At 44.0% G+C, this 18964-nt stretch carries 1 protein-coding gene (running past one end of the window); it reads right to left on the bottom strand.

Annotation, left to right across the window (positions count from 1 at the left end):
* Nucleotides 1-18964 carry the start of an Ig-like domain-containing protein gene (locus FLL46_RS13430; protein ID WP_142894168.1) on the bottom strand. 20093 nt of this gene lie to the left of the window's left edge, so the window shows 18964 of its 39057 coding nt (coding positions 1-18964); the start codon lies at nt 18962-18964; its stop codon lies beyond the left edge, outside the window.

The raw sequence follows: 18964 nt of genomic DNA, 5'->3' as shown, positions 1-18964 counted from the left end.
TGTTTTCCGCAACTAACGAATAATTCGCAGGATCAATAACGTTATTGTCATTATCAAAAATTTCTACCGCAGTGGATATCACTGCCTCGTCAGTATTAATCAGTTTATTAAAGTAAACCGAAATCGTTTCATCTAGCGTAATCAAACTACCATTAGCTGGAGTCACACCGCTGACCGCTAAGCTGGTCGAAGGTATATTGGTTAATCCGGTAGAACCGCTGATAAATATTCCGCCTTCACTGGAGAAAATTCCTGAGGATTGCGACTCTAATGCCTGCCAATAAACAGTTTCATAATGGCCTGTATCGGTTTGTTCCAGCGATAGATATTCTGCACCGGTGGTAATTGATATCACGCCGTGTTGAACTAACAGATCGGCATCCGTTAACGAACCTTCGAGTTGTCCTCGATCAATTTTTTGAACCGTATAGTTCAGCTGCGTGCCAAAGCGATCAAATATCGCCAGGTAAAGCTGTCCATCGCGGTTAAATAGAACGTAAAGTTTATTGTCCCACCACTGCAACTTGATTGGTTGACCAAGTAAATCGCCTTCATTAAATACGATGGTCGAGTAGCCAACAGGTTGCGCTAATTCATCGTCAAACAAGTTGAAGAACCGAACGAAACCGTCGCCAAGATCCGAACTGGCTGCTACGGCTAAAATACCTTGGTGGATTTGAGAATCAACATCGTTTGCCTGATAACCCGAAACGGCAATCTGGTTAACAATGTAAGGCGTATTTCGATTTTTGACATCAACAACAGCAATGCCGTCTTTCCCGTTGGCCATATATAAAATGTCATCGACCAAACTTAATCCGGTCACTGGCTCTTCGGTTCTTAATTGCGATTGACGAACCGCGTATTCCCAGATGGTTGTATCATAAATTTCTAAACCGCTTTCCATTAAGAAACGGTTGGTCGCAGTTGGTTTTGCGCCAGCTTTAACGCCCACAAATAAAGTAGAGTCAGCACGGCTAACCGTATCGCCAATAACCATTGGTGGATAATTCGGTAAATCTGAACGTCGGCCTTGCGCTAACGTATAAGAGTATTGTCCTGCTAAAATTTCTTCGCCATTAATAATCAGATATACATCATACAAGCCAGGTTCAATGACGCCTGGAATTCTAAAGTTAAACTTATCCAGTGTTTGAACATCATCAAATAAATTGGTGATGAACTCGCCTTCCTCAGTTTTCTCAGTCATTATTTCGTCATTAGTTTGCGAACGTAACAACACTTTTGTGCCCGGCAGAATGACTTTTTTATTAGACTGAATATTAACTCGCGCTCCGCCTTTAACCGGACCCGACTCTTTACTCAAGGTAAAGGTCGCATCAGCAAGTTCATCGCCTTTTACGAAAGCACCGAGGAATTCTGCTTGAAGATCGCCTTGACGAATCATCAAATGATGTTGGCCCGCCGCAAGGGGTAGTAAATCTAAGGTCGAAGAATCAACCTCGATGGTATTGGCATCAACCCAGGTTATCGGCAACGGATATTGATCAACAAAAGCGACCGCTTCTGCAGCAAAATTTTGACCGAGTACTCGAATTGTTTTCGATTGGCTCTGATGATACGCCCCGCTCTCTACCGAAGTAATCTTCGGCTGGTCGAAATTAGAACTTGATGTGGTGAAATGTCTAGCGAATTTTGTCCATAATCCAGCGCCTTTCAAGTTTCTTGCATCAACCACTTCAACACGATATTGGGTTCCGCCAGATTTAGCAAAATCAATGGTAAATTCTTGCGCCGCGCCTTCGCTTGGATCGATTGCCGTTACGGTATGGGCAACAACAGCGCCGGTCGATTCATTGTAAACTTGAATGCCATTTAGTTCTGTTAGTGCTGCAACGTCGACAAATTCGTTAAATCGAATGGACACAGGTTTGGAGACGGCAACAACTGCATTTTCTTCAACTGAACTGTCAACAACAAACGCTGCAGGCAATTGCAACACTGCTAGCCCGCTACTTCCTCCAGCAACAATTAATCGATCTTTATAGTAATCCAGTGCTTCGACGTTTTCGGTGTTACCCGCCGAAACTAATTTTGGTGACAGGGGTTCGGATATGTCGAACACTTGTAATCCACCACTGTCTCCAGCGATAAACAAAGTACTTCCCATAACTTTTAATCTAACTGAACGGGAGCGCACACTCTGAACTTTTTCGTCGACAACGATTGAGGCTTTTTCTAGTGGGTTATCACGATGGAAAATATTCACACCAGACTTGGCCAGCGCCACGATAACGTAATCGCCGTAAGATTTGATATCTAAGACATTGTTGTCAAAGTTGTAATAGCGCTCCAACTCTGGATCAAATAAATGAGTTGCGGTGACTGTGGTGAACTCTGGATCTTCTTCCAACTCCATATCACGACCACGGTCAGCTGTCAGTGGTTCAAACAACAAACACAAACCGTCCGGTTGCCATGCATGGTTGGTGTATCGACCACCACTAAATAACCACTGATTTGAGTAATGTAAAGAATAAGCGCCTTCAATACCCTTAACTGGCATTTCTACCGGATCCGATGGCACGGCATAGTTACCTGCGCGCAATACACCGCTTTCTGCTGCCACAGGTGCATGGGAACAGGCATCACCTAGCTTGGTCGAGTTGCCCTGGGCAATATTGGCAAATACGCTATTACCCGCGCTAAACATATTCAGTGTTTGGCCTTGTCCAGTAAATAAACTGTTTAAGTGATTCAGGCCATTTTGTTCATCCAGATTCAAACGAGCGACACCGCCGTTACCACTGGCCACCAATAGTCTTTTATGGGTGCCGTTTGCATCAGTTTCTTCTTTGCTCTGTAAACGAATAGAGTCTAAACTGAGTGGTACTTCGAGCCCTGACAAACTTTCAAGTAGCTCTTCTTCTTCCGCTGTTAACGGTGGACCTTCGCCGATAATATTGGTTTCTTTCTTAGCACTTAAGTTGAGTAACAACACCAGATCGCCAAGACTGTCTTCTGCTTTCTCACCGCTCGGCAATGCAGACTCTCCGCCAACCAACAATAAATTGTATGGGTCTTGGACGTCGAAACTGGCGGCGCGAGTTGAGTCAGGGAAAGGCATATTCTGATAAACCTGAAGCGAATAGCCGTCTTTAAAATAACCACCGGTGGTAATAGCAACCCCCGTTTCTTGATCAACTTCTATATCGGTTGGGAATACCAGCGAAGGCTTATTAGTGGTCAATAATTTTAATCCATAACCAACGCCATTCTGCTTCGATAAATTGGCTTTATCGCCATGACGGTTAGTCACTTCTACCGCATGCAGTCCTGAGCTTCCTGCAGGAACTGTGACTCGCATTTTGGTCGAAGACAGTACCTCGACATTCTGGACCGGCATTGAGCCTACTCGAACTTTGATTCCATCAATAACCGTATTGCCCGGCTCAAATCCTTCGCCGGTAACTTCAACGGTAAACCCACCTGTAACAGGGCCCCACTGAGGCTCCAGCTTGGTGACTTTCACTGCAGCATCAACAAGAAGTGCGCCGCGTAATGTTGCTGATTCCCACACACCGTCAACATTTCTGGACAGGTGTAAATCATATTGACCAGGCACTGCAATTCCCGGAACCGTCGCTTCAATAATACCAACACTAGAATTACTATCGCTAAAGTTAATTTTGTCGATAGCAAGTTCAACACTACCTACAAATAGTTTCGTATTTTCAAGCGCAGTTGGGATCCCAAATGCAGATACCGTTATCGGGTGTGCCTGATTGACTCTGAGTCGTCTGGGCACAACATCAATAACAGAGAATTTATCGTAGTTGCTGCCGCGATAAATAAACTCAACAGACTGATCTTTAGCCAGTTTGTATAACACGATTTGCGTGTTGTCGGTGAGTGGTTTTACTGAAGCAATACCGGCTTCTGCGATAACTTCAAATCGATCACCGGTTGTCAGTAGTCCATCATCTATGACTGAGTCAGCCAGGGTAACTATCACATCATTACCAACTATCTGCAGCTCAAATGGCAAGTCGATGCCCTGCGAATTTTTCACCTGAACACGATTAAGATTATCCTGCCATATGTCAATTGCTTTATTGAAATGCAAGCTGAGTTTCAGCGCATCGTTAGCATCTCTGTCCAACACTTTATTGGCAGGATTAACACTATGTAATTTAAGTACCACATCGGGGAATAACTGAATAACGTGACGTGGTTCGCCTTCATAAATCGTGTCAAAACCGCCGCCGATTGCAGCGTAGTTAGAGGCGACCACAACTTCAAACTGCACACCGTCGTTCGCTATCATTCCCGCGGTTGCCACCGGCTTACTGAAGTCAGTGACATCGACAGTGTAAAGTCCCTGCTTGCCTCGCGCGAGATACAAGGTATTACCTATCACGTCGATATCATAAACATGACCCACGTTGCGGACTCGACTAATTATTTGTGGTGATTGGCTATCGGTAATATCAACCAAAATGGCGCCATTATCGCCCGAAGCAGCAAACAAGCGATTCTCTCTAACTTGTAACCTGCTGGTAGGTACGTCAATTTTACTGACAATGTTCAAACCATTGACCGGGCTATTTTCTACAATGTAAATAGCGCCGCTACTATCTTCTTTTTCGTTAACCATCTGGTTATCGGCAAAACTAAACTCGCCCGCCGCAACCGCATAGCGATTACTTTCACCCGCTTTTGATGGAATAACTGCAACGTCCAATGCACTATGTCCATTCGGCAATTGTAATTGCTGGGAAATATACATTTTGGTGTGTAGGAAAGTATCTACGATACCCAGACCGGCATCACCCATTGCGACAATCGCTCGATTATTTTCAACGTCCAGTCGCCCAACAAAACTACCTGGCAAATCAAGTTCGTTGACCAAGGTTGTATTGCTAATATCTGCACTATCGAATGAGATAATTCTGATGCTACCGGAGCCTTCAATTGGCTCACCGTTTTCGTCTAACTGCAGTAAAGAAACGAAGACTCGGTCATTAAATCGCTCAAAATATCCATCAATACCAACAGCAATATGTCCATCTGGAACAGGGACTTTAGCCAACAATCTGTCGTCGATGCCATCACCGTTCTTATCGATAATTTTCAGTAATAAATCATCGGCGTTTAATGGATCATCACTATCGCCGGTGTAGCGCGAACCATCCATGTCGTAAACATTGATAAACTGACCGGCCGCAGCAAATAAGTAAGTTAAGGTAGGGTCTAATGTCGCATCAAAAATTCGGCCCTGGGCTTGAATGGTCGATTGACTGGCCTGTAAATATTCAAAGCCATCATTCAAAATCGCAGTACGACCACCGCCAAAATCAATTTTTACGTCGACAAAGCCGATCTGCCCTGCCGGTGTAAGTACTTCAATATTATTCGGATCAACCAGTTTGACGTCGCCGCTGGGCACTAACACATCGCCGAAGTAAACATTAATACCAGCCCCAGTATTTTGGAAACCAGCGTCGTGGAAACCGGTTCCGGAAATTTTTACATTAGTTTTGCCATTAATATTACCTTGCGCAGGTACAACTTTATTAACGCTCAGCGGTTCAACAAAAATAACTGCGCCGAGTTTTTCTGCGACAAATCCATTTTGATCGGTCACTGTCAGAGCAGCAGGACCAGCCAGGTTTTTACCAACTTGCAACTGATACTCAACTTTATTGCCAGCGATCACTTCCGAACCAGTAATTTGTGTCGCCGCACCGGCAATTTCTATCGACGGATTGGTAGCGTTATCTAGAACAACCGATAATTGTCCGCCAAGTACAGAAACAGTTCGTGGTGAAACTTGTCCGATAACAATTGGATCACCGGCAGTCTTTGCAGTTTTAAAGCGAATTGTTTTTTCAAGTAAACCGACAGTGCGTCGACTTTCTCTTTCGTTAGTTAAACGAATTTGATAATTAGATTCGGCAGCAAGATTTGCCGATGGGATCACATTAATAATTGTCGAGTCGTTGACGTCAATCGAAGCCGAATGCGCAACGGCGACCATTTGCGGTGTTCCATCATCCAATAGCAGTGAAAGATATTTAGACAAAAACGCACTCTCGGTTTCACCGGCAGGAATATCAATGGAGCGGTTAAACTTGAGGCTGATTTGAATGTCCGTCGCTACACCCACTTCTTGATCATGAGGTGTACTACTGACCAGATCTAAAGTCAGAAAATCAATGAACGTTACTTCACTGATTGAAGCGTTATTAGTTCCTTTGCTACTGTAATGAATCGTGTTTATTGCGATACCATCATCAGTAACAATGGTTTTAATATGACGATTATCGGTCAGTAAATCTTGCGGCTTACCTTTTTCAATTGCGCCGGCACCAGGAATACTCTGGTCAGGGCAGTCTTCATATTTAAGCACGTCAATTAAACCGATCTGATCGGCTCGACTGAGGTCATAAAAAGGAATAAAGTTTTTACATTCAGATTTCGTCGAAATCGAATGGTGACCCACCCCAACAGTGGCTGAGCTGGCAAAATCGACTGCCGAAATTCTCTGGCCATTTTCGCTGGTCGCCACCGCAAATCCGTTATCAACATATTCACCGAGTTTTCTCGGGTAATTCGCGTTGGCATTCTCTACCAACTTAACTGATTCGGCGCCCGCTTCAACGATACTCTGAGCATCACGAACGCTCAGTCTGGCCTCACTGTCATGAGCCGCAAGTTGCGGCAGGCCAGATTGACTTAAGTCGAACTCAACCCGAGCGTAAGATCGCCTTTTAGCTTTAGGTGGCGTGACATCAGTCACTACAATTAGTTTGTTGTCCTGAATCGCTAAATCAACAATTTCTAGTTCACTTTCTACGCCATTAACAATTGCATTTTTAATCACTCGAATGACCGATGTGCTTTCGTTGTTAACAACATCAACAATTGCAATCCCTTCTAATCGGTTGGCTAACACTAACAGGTTGTCTTTGCCATTCATAAACTTAACCGGTTGAACAAATGGTAACGGTAAAGTCTGGATAAATTGTCGATCAACCGAATCAGTTGTATCGTCGGGTACTCGATCTTCTTTGTCATAAATCAATAACAAAGATTGATCTTCATACGGGGTATTAATAAACGGGAAGTGATGCCCTTTTACTGCAACGTAAAGCTGCTGTTCGCCCAGATACATTTTCTGCGGCACCATGTCATAAGGTAAATTGAAATAACCTAAACCATGCTTCGGCGCAGCAGTAGTACTTAACTGTTCTCGATCATAATGGATCAGAGATATCCAGCCCGGTGGAACCAAATCTTCGGCTTTATCTTCATCAACCAAATTGTCAGGTTTGTTAAAGTTACCGATAACACCTTTACCTAACACGTAGACAAGTTGGTTCTCGCTATCAGAAGCAATATCAACAACGGCACCCGGCGGTAACTTAGATGGGTCAGGAATGTAAGTCTCTTTACCGCTATTAAAATCATTAATTTGTTTTTCACTGAGCGGCGCTTCAGTCTGAATAATACGATCAGTTTTTAGTAGCCCGTAAAATAACGCTCGTGGCAATATGGCTTTTCGTCCACGGTCATCAGAAATTTCTAAATCAACAAAGCCCCTGAAACTCGGACCAAAAGTCGGCACGGTCCAGCTTAATCGTTCGCTACTATACAAGGTCAACTCAGTGTCCGATGTCACTATTGTTTTAGCCGTTTCTGGTTGTCCGCTGATGTATGCAGTTAACTCAATTGAATGGTTAAAACCATAGCCGATGACATCGACCACATCACCAACGCCATCTTGATTGACGCTAACAATAGCCGGCGTTACAAAAGATAAACGGAGTTCATCGATATAGGTAAACACACCCAGCTCTGTATCGGTTAAACCAGCATCATTGGTAATTTTTACTGCGGCCGGCCCAGCATAATTAGGTACTGTTGTCGCAAAAATTTTCTCATAAGGATCTTCTGCTGAAGCGGCTTCGACTTTACTGACTAACAGTTTTTGGTTACCCAATTCAATTGCCGGTTTAGTGCCGAAGTTGGTGCCGCGGATCACAATTTCAGTGCCACCGTTAATGTCTCCTTGACTTGGCGTTACCGAGAAGAACTCCGGTGCTAGCGCGTTATCAGCAACTGATGTTGTGAACTTAAAAGTATAGTCTTGAGCTAACGCGTAACCAGTTAATGGGTTTAGACCTTGCTTAATCGTAACGTAATAGTCTTCCGCTTTTTCGAAAGTAAATTCTGCGTTGCGTTTAATTTCAATCACTCGATAGTGAGGCTCTTCACCATTTTCAGTGTTTCTTGTGGCAAAATCGATGGTAAAGTTATCGGTAATATTTTCACCAATCAGTGGGTCCGACTTATTGACGGTCACATAATTTTCAATCGGTAAAGTTGACGGCAATACCGCTGAAAGCTCAACCACGATTTTTTCGATATCGGTACTGATATCTCTTTCATCACGGAATGGCGTGTGGTCTAAAATGGTTAACGCCGGTAGCTCAACAGAATTGATTCCACTATTCACGCCAGCTAACTGAACCTTTCCTCTCGCCACAATGACGCCACGACTGCCAAGACTATTTTCGCTTGTATTTGTGTGAGTCACTACTGGTACAGTCGCGTCAATGTTTGCATTGTTCGCTTTGTCCAGATCAATAATCTCCAGCATTGCCGTCGCTGGTTTATCCTCTTGATCGGAATGATAGGTCGTTACCAGTGCAAGATTACCAACCACTTCAAGGTCGTAAGCACCATCAGAAACTAAATCTTCACGATCGGCTTTGAGCTCGATTGAACGGATTAGGTAAGGGTTATAAGGATCGGCAACATTGATCACATCGAGCTGAGAAATTTCAGTATCACCCGACATATTGGTCAGGTACACATTATCGCCGACAACTTTAATTCGATTCGCTACCCCAGAAGTATCAAGTTTCGCAATGATTGGCAGGCTTGGCTCTCTTAAATCCGCGATCACCAGGCCTTCATAGGATGCCGCGATAAAGGCAAAATCACCGCTAATTTTTACGTCTCGAGTAAAGCCATTCGGTTTAATATAACCAACATGATAAGGCGCGCTAATATTACTAATATCGATAGCTTGAACACCACCATAACCATTAGCGACTAACGCCAGATTATCTTGACGATCCAAACCATAAGTATCTTTGTAAGGTAAATCGACTCGACCTTTATATAGATAAGGCAGACCAAAATTCTCGTCACCATTTCGAGTGTTAAAGAGTATCAATTCACCTTGGGTATTGTTCGGGTAAATCTTTCCAGTTTCGCTAAATTTCGCGATTTCGTTTTCGACCGACTTAACGAATCCTTCGCGGCCACCACAACTTTTCAGACAACCAATTTCGCCACTTTTTGAGGCTAGCACAAATGCTTCATCCGCATGTAGCTCGGTAATTGTGCCTCTAAATACTTCCGCTGCACCGTTTAATAGTTCAGAGAAAATTAATCGCTCACCTTCGACGGTGCTTTCTTTTTCATTAACCGCATCGGCAAGAAAGATACCGGTCCATGCCGCATTTTTATCGCCGAGGCTGGAGTAGCTCGCAAGACCACTGGTGCCAAATTCACTGGTAAACGGTGACACCGTTGACCAGGCAGCAACCATCGCACCATCTTTCTGTTGACTTTGGCCCAGCTGACTTTGGTATTGTTCTATCGCAGTGTAATAAACTGATTTCGATGATTCTAATACACGTTGTGCAATGAGAGGCTCTAAACCTTCCAGGTTCTCTGGCAATAAGAACCGAGTCTCGGCTATCGGTAAACCCACTTCATAAGTTGTCACTTCTTCGGCCAGGTGATTTGGCGTTTCAACTTGAGTGACCACTCGAAGTCTTTCGTTATTTCCATCACCCCGACGTAATAAATTGCCGTCGGATAATTCAGCCAGATAAATATAATAATGGTTGTCAGGATCGCTAACAGGCGTCTCATCACCAACTACTCGTGCATCGTCGCGGAATAATTCAATTTCCCGTTGCGCCAAGGTCAACCAATTGCCTGCTAAATCCTGATACTCGCGGGTCCAGATCTGTTTAATTTTACGATCGGCTTCCGAACCGATATCTTCAACACTCACCACACTCTTAAGCGTTTGTCCTGTGGTAACAACGCTCTTATCGAAAGGCGTAAGTACCGACAATTTAGGCTTGACTGTGTCCTCTACTCGGCCAACCTTCACCACCTGTGTTTGCGTACTATGGCCTAGCACATCGAATGCTGTGGCTTGAAGTGCAAAACCATCAACACCTTCCGGCGGAACGACAACCGCTCGATAAATATGTTCCTGAGCAAAACTACCAGTCACGCCTCCGTAAGATTGGTAGACGGTTTGTACCGGATTGTCATTGACATAAAATACAACTCGGTCGATTCCATCGGCACCCAGATCATCTTTGGCTTCAACAAAAATTTCAATTGACTGGCCGTCAATAATCACCGACTCATCATTTGTCGGTTTTACAATTCGCGCTTCGGGTGGCAGGTCAGCCGTCACTTTAAGCTCTACCGCAGCCGACAGATTAGACTCATTACCATCGAGATCTGTCGCAATGGCTTTGAAGCTAATGATATCCCCTACTTTCCTGGTGGCTTCAGTATGGAATTCAAAAGGCGCAGCGGCATCATCGTCAAGTTTTACATAATCGTCATCAGAAGTTGGATTGATTGCACGGTAAAGTTCAACGGAATCCACACCTACTTCGGGGTCACTGGCGATAACATTGACGACAAATTCTCTACCTTCAGTAATCTCTGTGATGTTACCTAAAAGTTCACCTTGCTTATTTAAGATCTGAATTAGATTAACTTCAGGTTTCGCATTGCGATGAAGTGTAACAGGGACACTTACCTGACTAACATTACCAACGCCATCTGATGCTTCAATCTTAAATAGCATTGCGAGCTGACTAACATTAGTGGAATCACCGTTGACATATTCTTCGATGGTTCCAACAGATATCGCTCCCGCAAAAGGCGGTGACAGCATATTGACGGTACTGACAATATCTTGCGCTGTGAAAGTACATTCCTGAGTACTAGAAGGATCACAATTCAGGTTTTTATCTGCATAAAGCTGTGCGGTCACCCTCGAAACAGAAACATTATCTGTCACAGTGGTCAGGAATGGTAATGTTCCCTTTTCAACCACAACACTGCCTGTTGACTCAGGTTTATCGAGAACAATTTCTGGTGCAGCTTTATCTTCAAGTATTAATAATCTTGTTGGCTGTATCGTGCTCACTTCTCGCGCGTCGCCAGCAAGTCTCGATTCGGTAACCACCGCTGATAAAAGAATGTCTCTTCCAGCCTGACCATAAGGAACATCGAGTAAAAATTCGTAAGGTGCGCGGTTGTCTGTATACGAACGTTCGCCGGAAACTAAACCGCTGGCGCTTAATACAACATGCTCTATGCCGACATCGTCTGTCGCATTGACTTGCACCAGAACTTTTGCCCCCTCGATGTGTTCTGAATTATCGAGCGGCAATCCAATAACCACCACCGGCGCTTCATCTTCTCCAATGGTTAAACTGATTGACTCGGTTGCGGTGTGTTTATCTAATTCACCAATAGTTGCACCAAAAGTATCAATTGCCTCAACAGAAAGATGAAGTACATTATTGGCAGGATCAACTGTGTCAAATGCCGGAACATTGACAACAAAATTATAAGGTGGCGCTTGCAATAAACGATTGGTAACTTCTGTACCTTGAGCGCCATGTGTGGCGATCAATCGAACTGACTGAATGCCCACGTCGTCAAAGGCTTGAATATTGATTGGCAACAAAGTTGACTCAACCACTTTCTCACCATTGACCGGACTGACAATATCGATCACCGGTCTTTGGTCAACATTAATTCGGAAGCTGACTGGTGACTCTTTGGAATTACCAGAAGCGTCTCGCGCAACTAATTTAATCCAGATATCGAACTGCTCTTCACCGGTTAAAGTGACATTTGGAAACAGGCTGGGAATATCAACGTATTTCGGCACATTAATAATTTGCTGATATAAAGGCGTATCGATATTAACGGTACTCACGGCTTCAAAATCACGCGCCGGAATATTGGTGATGCTACGAACCGGAGTTCCATAGTCTGTCTGATGATATTGGTTGGAAGTTTCTTTTAATCCATATCCAACGTAAAGCTCTAACTGTTCAACTTTCACATTATCAAATGCACGGAACTCTGCAGTGAAATCACTACCTTCAACTGCGCCAAAACCGATTAATGGACTAATCAATGCGACTTCAGGCTTGATATTATCCTGTACACCAATCACATTAATTTCATCGGTGCCTACTGCATTATCAACATCAGTAAGTCTTACCGTCAATGTGATTTGTTCATCCGCTTTGATCAGTGTGCTCGGAAGCTGAATTATCCAGCTTAATTTTTTGACATATGGGCTATTGGGTTGGGCGTAATCATTAGCAATGTCGACGCCATAGTTGGTTTCGAACTCATCATAAATTCGCTCTAGTGCGGCATTATCTTGAGCATCACCGCCGGTGTCTGCGCCAGGGTTTCGAGTTGCTTGAACTTCAAAACCATTAATAAAGAACTGGACATTGTCATAATCAAAACTAGCGTCATCCGCGGCCATCGCTGCCGCTTGAATATTAAATGTGCCTGCAACAATTTGGTGATCGTGAGCCGGAACAGAAATTCGAATGCCAGGTCGAACATTATCAACAGGATGAACTAAAATTTCTCTGACCGTTACCTGATCGGTATTATCAATCAGTTCCATCTGGTAACGCGTTGGCTCTACCTGGTTAAAAACAAAACTGGCAATTTCTTTTTCTTTAACAATCGGTTCCGACGGGCAAGTCGTGTTGTAAAGTTTCGCAAATTCTGAAATGCGCTCACCTGCCGGTGTCATGCGATAGATATTATAAGATTTTAATTCGGCGTCATCAGTCAGCAAAGTTTCGATTTGAATGTTGCTACCGGTTCTCACCCAGAACTCACCATAATTGAGCCGTTCTTGAGAAGTGATGACTCGACGTGATTCAAACCGTTCAAAATTGATCACCGGTTTTTCGTTGTTATCAACCGGTAAGTCAACCAACTGGCTCGAGCTGTTGTTACTTCGATCAGTAACAACAACATTAAACTGAACTCTTCCACCGGCTCGTAAATCTTTTGGCAGATCAAACTTTAACTGATAACTATTCTGGTTATAGACACCACCGATTTCGTTAACAAGATTTCCTTCATAAAACAGCTGGATTTTATCAACCGTGGAAGTGTTATCCGAAATATCTAAATCAAAACTTATCCGCTGACCGGCGACCACATTACTATCGGATCGTGGCGAAATCACCACTAATTCCGGCGGCTCAATATCAGCAATTAAATTTTGACTGGTTAAAGATTGTAGCGCGACAATTTCTCTTTCGTGAGCAAATCGATCCGCGACTAATCCAAAAACATGGAGCTGGTTAATATCATTCTGGCTGACTATCGGTGTAAATCCACCGATTGGGAGTTCTAACGATTTTCCGTCGTTCGCAACCAATTCATTCATCACGCCATTACTGATAAATGCGGTGCGAGATTCGCCGTTAATAGTTTCATTCAACAGATAAGTAATTCTATATTTGAACTGAGCGACATTGAGTGTCTTATTCGCTGAAGTGTACCGATTGATGGCAGATTGATTCGCAGCATCAATTCGAATTTTCGTTAAGAAGGTTGGTAAATTGCCCGCGCCGGAGAAGACTGGTTCAATCTCCAGTACCACAACTTCTGGTCCGAAAAACTCTGATAATGTGATACTTGGTTGAGAGTCAATCAGCGTTTCTGAAATTAACTCTGTACAAATATTATTGCCGTAAGCTTTGACTCGGTAATGAGTAACGACATCTGTACCAAAATCCAATTTTAAACTAGCGTCAATATTCGACAGGTTTGCAGGATAAATCTTGAGCGTATCATTAATGAATTCAAGTTGTTGCTTATCATCGATGAGCACACTACCAACAGCACCGCCCGCCTCTGGATAAGCCCACTCTGCATAAACAAACCGGTCCTCATTGTAAGCATCTTCAGGGCTTATTTTTGATTTAGCATTTCTAATGGCTTTTTGATCGGAAAGATCAAACGATGAGTACAAAGGCATAAAATTAACCGGACTGTTATCAAGTACCAGATCATCAGTAATCTCAAATGTCTGGAATGCCAGACTACCTTTGGTGATTTCATTTTCTGGAACTATGTCGACCAGATTAATGGTGGGAGCTTTGTCTTTTACAATTTTTATATTGTGAGAATAAACTTTGAGGTTACCAGAGCTATCGGTAGCCTCAGCAATCAATGTCACTACCTTGCCCGCATCGGGGATTGGCGAAAACTGATTGAGATCGAGTTTAACTGTTGGATTGAGTTGTTCACTATCAATCGTGATTCTCTCGGCGCCAATATCGAGTTGCTCAATCAGCAAAGTATTCGGCTCACCTTGTAAAAAGATTTTGACGCTGGTCAATTCCAGGTTGTCACTAACATCAACGACAATCGGCACTTCCTGTCGCTCAACTTCTTCCGATAGCGGTGCGCGGAAATTGACCAGAGGTTCTTCTGTGTCACTCAAAACCGTTAGCTTAACGGCATTAGAATCACCAGTATTAACGCCTTTGTCTTTCGCCTGAACATAAAAATCATAGACCTCACCAGCATTGGCGATAAAGCTTTTCGGTAATACGATATTCCCTTGATAATCACTATAAAATCTTTCCGCGACAATAACCTCTCCAATGGTAATTGGATTGGGGATTGTTACCGATTCAACCCGGTCGTCACGCACCAGGGTTTCCCAATTTAGTGGAATAATCTGGCCATCAGAAGTTTTCAATACAGGAATGAATTCATCGATAAAAATATTATCGCTTGACTCACCTTTCACCAGCAAACGCTGACCCGGCAACAAGCTAATTGCTTTTTCCGGGTTAAGCATCACGATTTCTGGTTTTTCGCTATCGTCAAGAATTTCAATTTCTAAAAATCGCGTGGTTTCCAGTCCTGAATCATCAATCGCCGTTGCGCCAATTTTTATTTCTCCGGTCTGGCTTTTTGTCGGAACTCGCAACGCATGTGACAAGTAGGTTCCTTGATCAACGGCTTTCTGAATTTCGGAGACAGAAAAATCGTGACGCTGAAGCTCTCCAATGGCCGTGTCACTAACAAAGAAACTGACTCCTGCTAATCCGGAATCATCGCCAGCCGAAACAATCAAAGTGAAAGATTCACCTTCAATCAGTTTGGTTCCGTTGGCCGGAGCTCTAATATCCAGCTCAGGCGGTTGCTCCTGTGAACTGTCATATTCCCAGCTTGATGAAGAAGCATTTCCGTGAACATCAACTAGCGCGAGATCGAGTTGCAACGAATCAATGCCATCAGGAATCGTGTAATTGAAACTTCCCTGGTAGCTTTTCCCCGATGCCCCAACGTTCAATAATTCGTTATTCTGATTGGTCACTTTTACACTGGCGATACCAGTATTATCACGAGCGGAAACCTTAAACTCATAGGTTCTTCCCCCATACAAACGACTACCGATAACAGGTTCTAATAAGCTACCTACCGGCGCTTCGCTATCTTCTGCAATAGTCGCAGTGCCCTCTTCTTCAGGAGAAGATTGATTTCGATTATCGCTGACCGACACAACCGCTCTTAGCGATTGAGTTGTATTGGTGAGTTGGTGTGCCGATAAATCTAATTCAAATTGCACATTTTGATCTTTGGCAACAATTAAACCGTTGGCGTCTGAACGAATTTCTGTTGCTAGCGGCGTGGCGTTATTGCCCAAGTAATAACGCACTGTTACCGAGGCGACTCCTCGGTCGTCTTTAGCGTGAACGTTTAACTTAACAATATCACTGGTAAAATATTTTTCCTGATCAAAGGATACACTTTCAACCACCGGTGCTTGATCGTCGATCACGCCAATGATTCTTTGTTCCTGACTAAAATTGCCCGCATCATCATAAACGGTAATGGTTATCGGATAGCTGTCATACTCCACGTCAGGCAGGTTAAGGAATTCAGGAACCTTGGCTAGGAGTAGCGCAGAATAAGCATTAATCGCGCCGGGCACTTTTTGTAGAGGAAAGTCGCTTCCCGAGATCACATCTGCAGGATTTCCAGTTAAAATAAAAGTCGGACCGTCTTTTCTGACCCCGGTTAACTCAGCTCTGACCGCGTCAACATTGTCATAACCGGCAGCCTTAATCACTAAGTCATTTAGCTCTACAACCTGGCTAATATTTAAATTACCAGAAACATGGGAAACCTCTGGTGAGACAATATTGAGCACTGGTCGCTCTTCATCGTTACCCAGTGTGATGTTAACGGTTTGGCTTTTTGAACTTTGGCTTTTTCCATCGGTGGCAATCGCGTAAACCGCCAAAGATTGTGCCTGTTCGTTGGTCGCTTCTGTTTCATAAACGACTGAATAAGGTCTACGGTAGTCAGTACCAATCAAGCGATCATTAATATAGAAATCAACTTTTTCAACGGAAATATCGTCACTGGCATCGGCCCTGATTTCAATTGGCAAACCAGCGACCCAACTGGATCCCTCAAGTGGATGGCTAATGCCGACAGTTGGAACCTGATCTTCCTTAATTGGAATTCTGACGGGCTCTGACAAGCTCACCAATCCATGAAAATCCACAACCCTGGTTTTCAGCTCCAGCGTTTCCCCTAAGTGCTCTTGCAATATTGGCAGATTAAAGTGACGTGTAGTGCTGCTAAAGCCAAAACTACCATTAGCAAGCTCTTCAGAATCGCGATAGGTCAATTTCTGAAATGACGAACCATTGACCAACAGCTCAATTTCGGTCCCCGCAGCCAGCGTGTCATCAGCGGCAATCACCGAAACTCTGAGGTCTCTGCCCACTGTTGACGATGAACCGGAAGTCGGCGAACTGATTTTAGTAGTCGGCGGCTGATTTTTCAGGATCTTGATTAATCTGGCCGGCGCATTTTCGCTAGCGCCCGGAACATGCACTATGGCGCTGATGGCAGCAGAGGTTTCATCCAGTGAAATATTGTTGGTGGTGCCATTTAACGGCCAAATTTCATACAGGAATTCCTTTATCGAACCATCAGCCTGAGGGATTTCCCTGACTTCAAATCCTGCAAAAAGGCTGTCGCCAATCTTTTTACCGTCCCAAAAATACTCAACATAAGAGATGCCCGAACCACTTTCCAGCTGCTCCGGTTTCTCCATATCACCGAGATTGTAAGACACCTGGTAGGTAATAGGGCTATTCTCGATAAAGCGCTGGTTATCAACCGGCAATTCAAATTTATAGTCTGGTAAATTCGGATTGGCGCCGGAAACAACGGATACGCTGGCTTCACTACTAAGATTAGTTTGTCCAAGCGTATCGGTAACCTCTGCACTGAACTTAAGGTTACTCCCCAACATGGCTTCAGTAATATTGAGCTGCAATTCATAAGGCTCGCTTTTGACTACGCCTAAGCTAGTTCCGTCGCCAAAAAAGCTCACTTGCTTAATACCCACGTCATCATTAACGATTGCTTTGATCGTCAGTACATCTCCCGCATAGACTCTGGCAGGGACACTAACTTCAACTGATGGAATCGCGTCGATGGCAACAATCGGCAATTCAGTGAAAATCGCCGAGGCACTGGCCAATGCGATTTTTAGTTTTATCGGGGTCGACTCGGGTATCGCAGCGCTCGCAATAATCTTCGCGTTAGACGCTTCCGATGCCAGTGCTAATACGCCCCCGGCGATATCGGGAAGGCTATAACTAACATTGAGTTGAGTGCTTATTTCCGCCTTGGAGCCATCATCAAATACACCAACAACAGACGGTAACGGAAAATATGAATTTAATTCAGAAAGGACAAAAGGCGTGTCAGCGGCTTGATCTTTCACCTCTAGCCCAACAATGCTCTTACTATAATTGACCTCAACCGGAATTTTAACGACATCTAATCCCGGATAGTTAACATCAATAAATACTTCAATTCCTTCGGTTTCTTTTACCGGATAAACGATACCAGCGGGTGTGACCTTAACGTACTCAGTATTACTTGAAGTGTAAGTCACACCGGTTCCTCCGCCTGGTAACGGCGTTGGACCTCTAAACTCAAAATCAACAGTTGGTACTATGGCTGCCTTTTCCAGGGCATTACTAAACACAATATTGGATGGATTGGCAGTCAGGGATAGTGCACTTTCGGAAATGTTGTCGCCGGTAAAAGATATTTTGGAGATCGTTCGTTGATTACCAAACGGGTCCAATGCAAACGCGTCGACTAAAACAACGGCATCGCGAGCAATTGCAGCGGCGCTCAATTGGTTGTCTATTGGAATACTAATCTTGAAACGCTTCTGACCATTAGCACTCGGATAAACTAATTCTGTGTTTTCGGTACTTGCAAACGCCAAAGGTGTTGCTTTTTCAATAACACCGCCAACCTGTCTTAAGTCCGATGCTCTGATTCCGACAACTTTAAAACCCACGTGGCGAATGTCGGTATCATCTTCAGCCGAAATTTCAGCAACCAGGAACTGTTTAGACTGGTAGGTTTCGACGCCTACATTAACAAGTTCAACTTCAGGGGAATTTTTCTCGACAACGAAAGCTTCGCTGTGCACAACGCTGGTGCCGTCATTAAAATGAAAGGTAACCGCTGGATTAAACCGGTTAGCTGAAGTGTCTGTTATCTGAAATTGGCAACCGGCGGTGCTAGCCTGATTAACGACCTGATCTTTTGAGGAAAGCGAAATTACCTCACCTGAAGATTGATAGTCAGCTCTAACCAGCGACTGACAATTATTCAGACTGAGCGTATACGAGGTCCGACTGGCACTCTCGGTAAGTTTGTGATTGGCTCTTATATCGACACTGAGGTCCGCGGGCGCTGCAAAAGATGAGTGACAAGCCGCAACAAAAAGGAAAGTAATCGCGGTGCGCAAGAAATCTTTGACTTCCAT

This window comes from Aliikangiella coralliicola, from assembly GCF_007004725.1.
GTDB lineage: Bacteria > Pseudomonadota > Gammaproteobacteria > Enterobacterales > Kangiellaceae > Aliikangiella > Aliikangiella coralliicola.
This window is presented reverse-complemented; position numbering and strand designations above follow the sequence as displayed.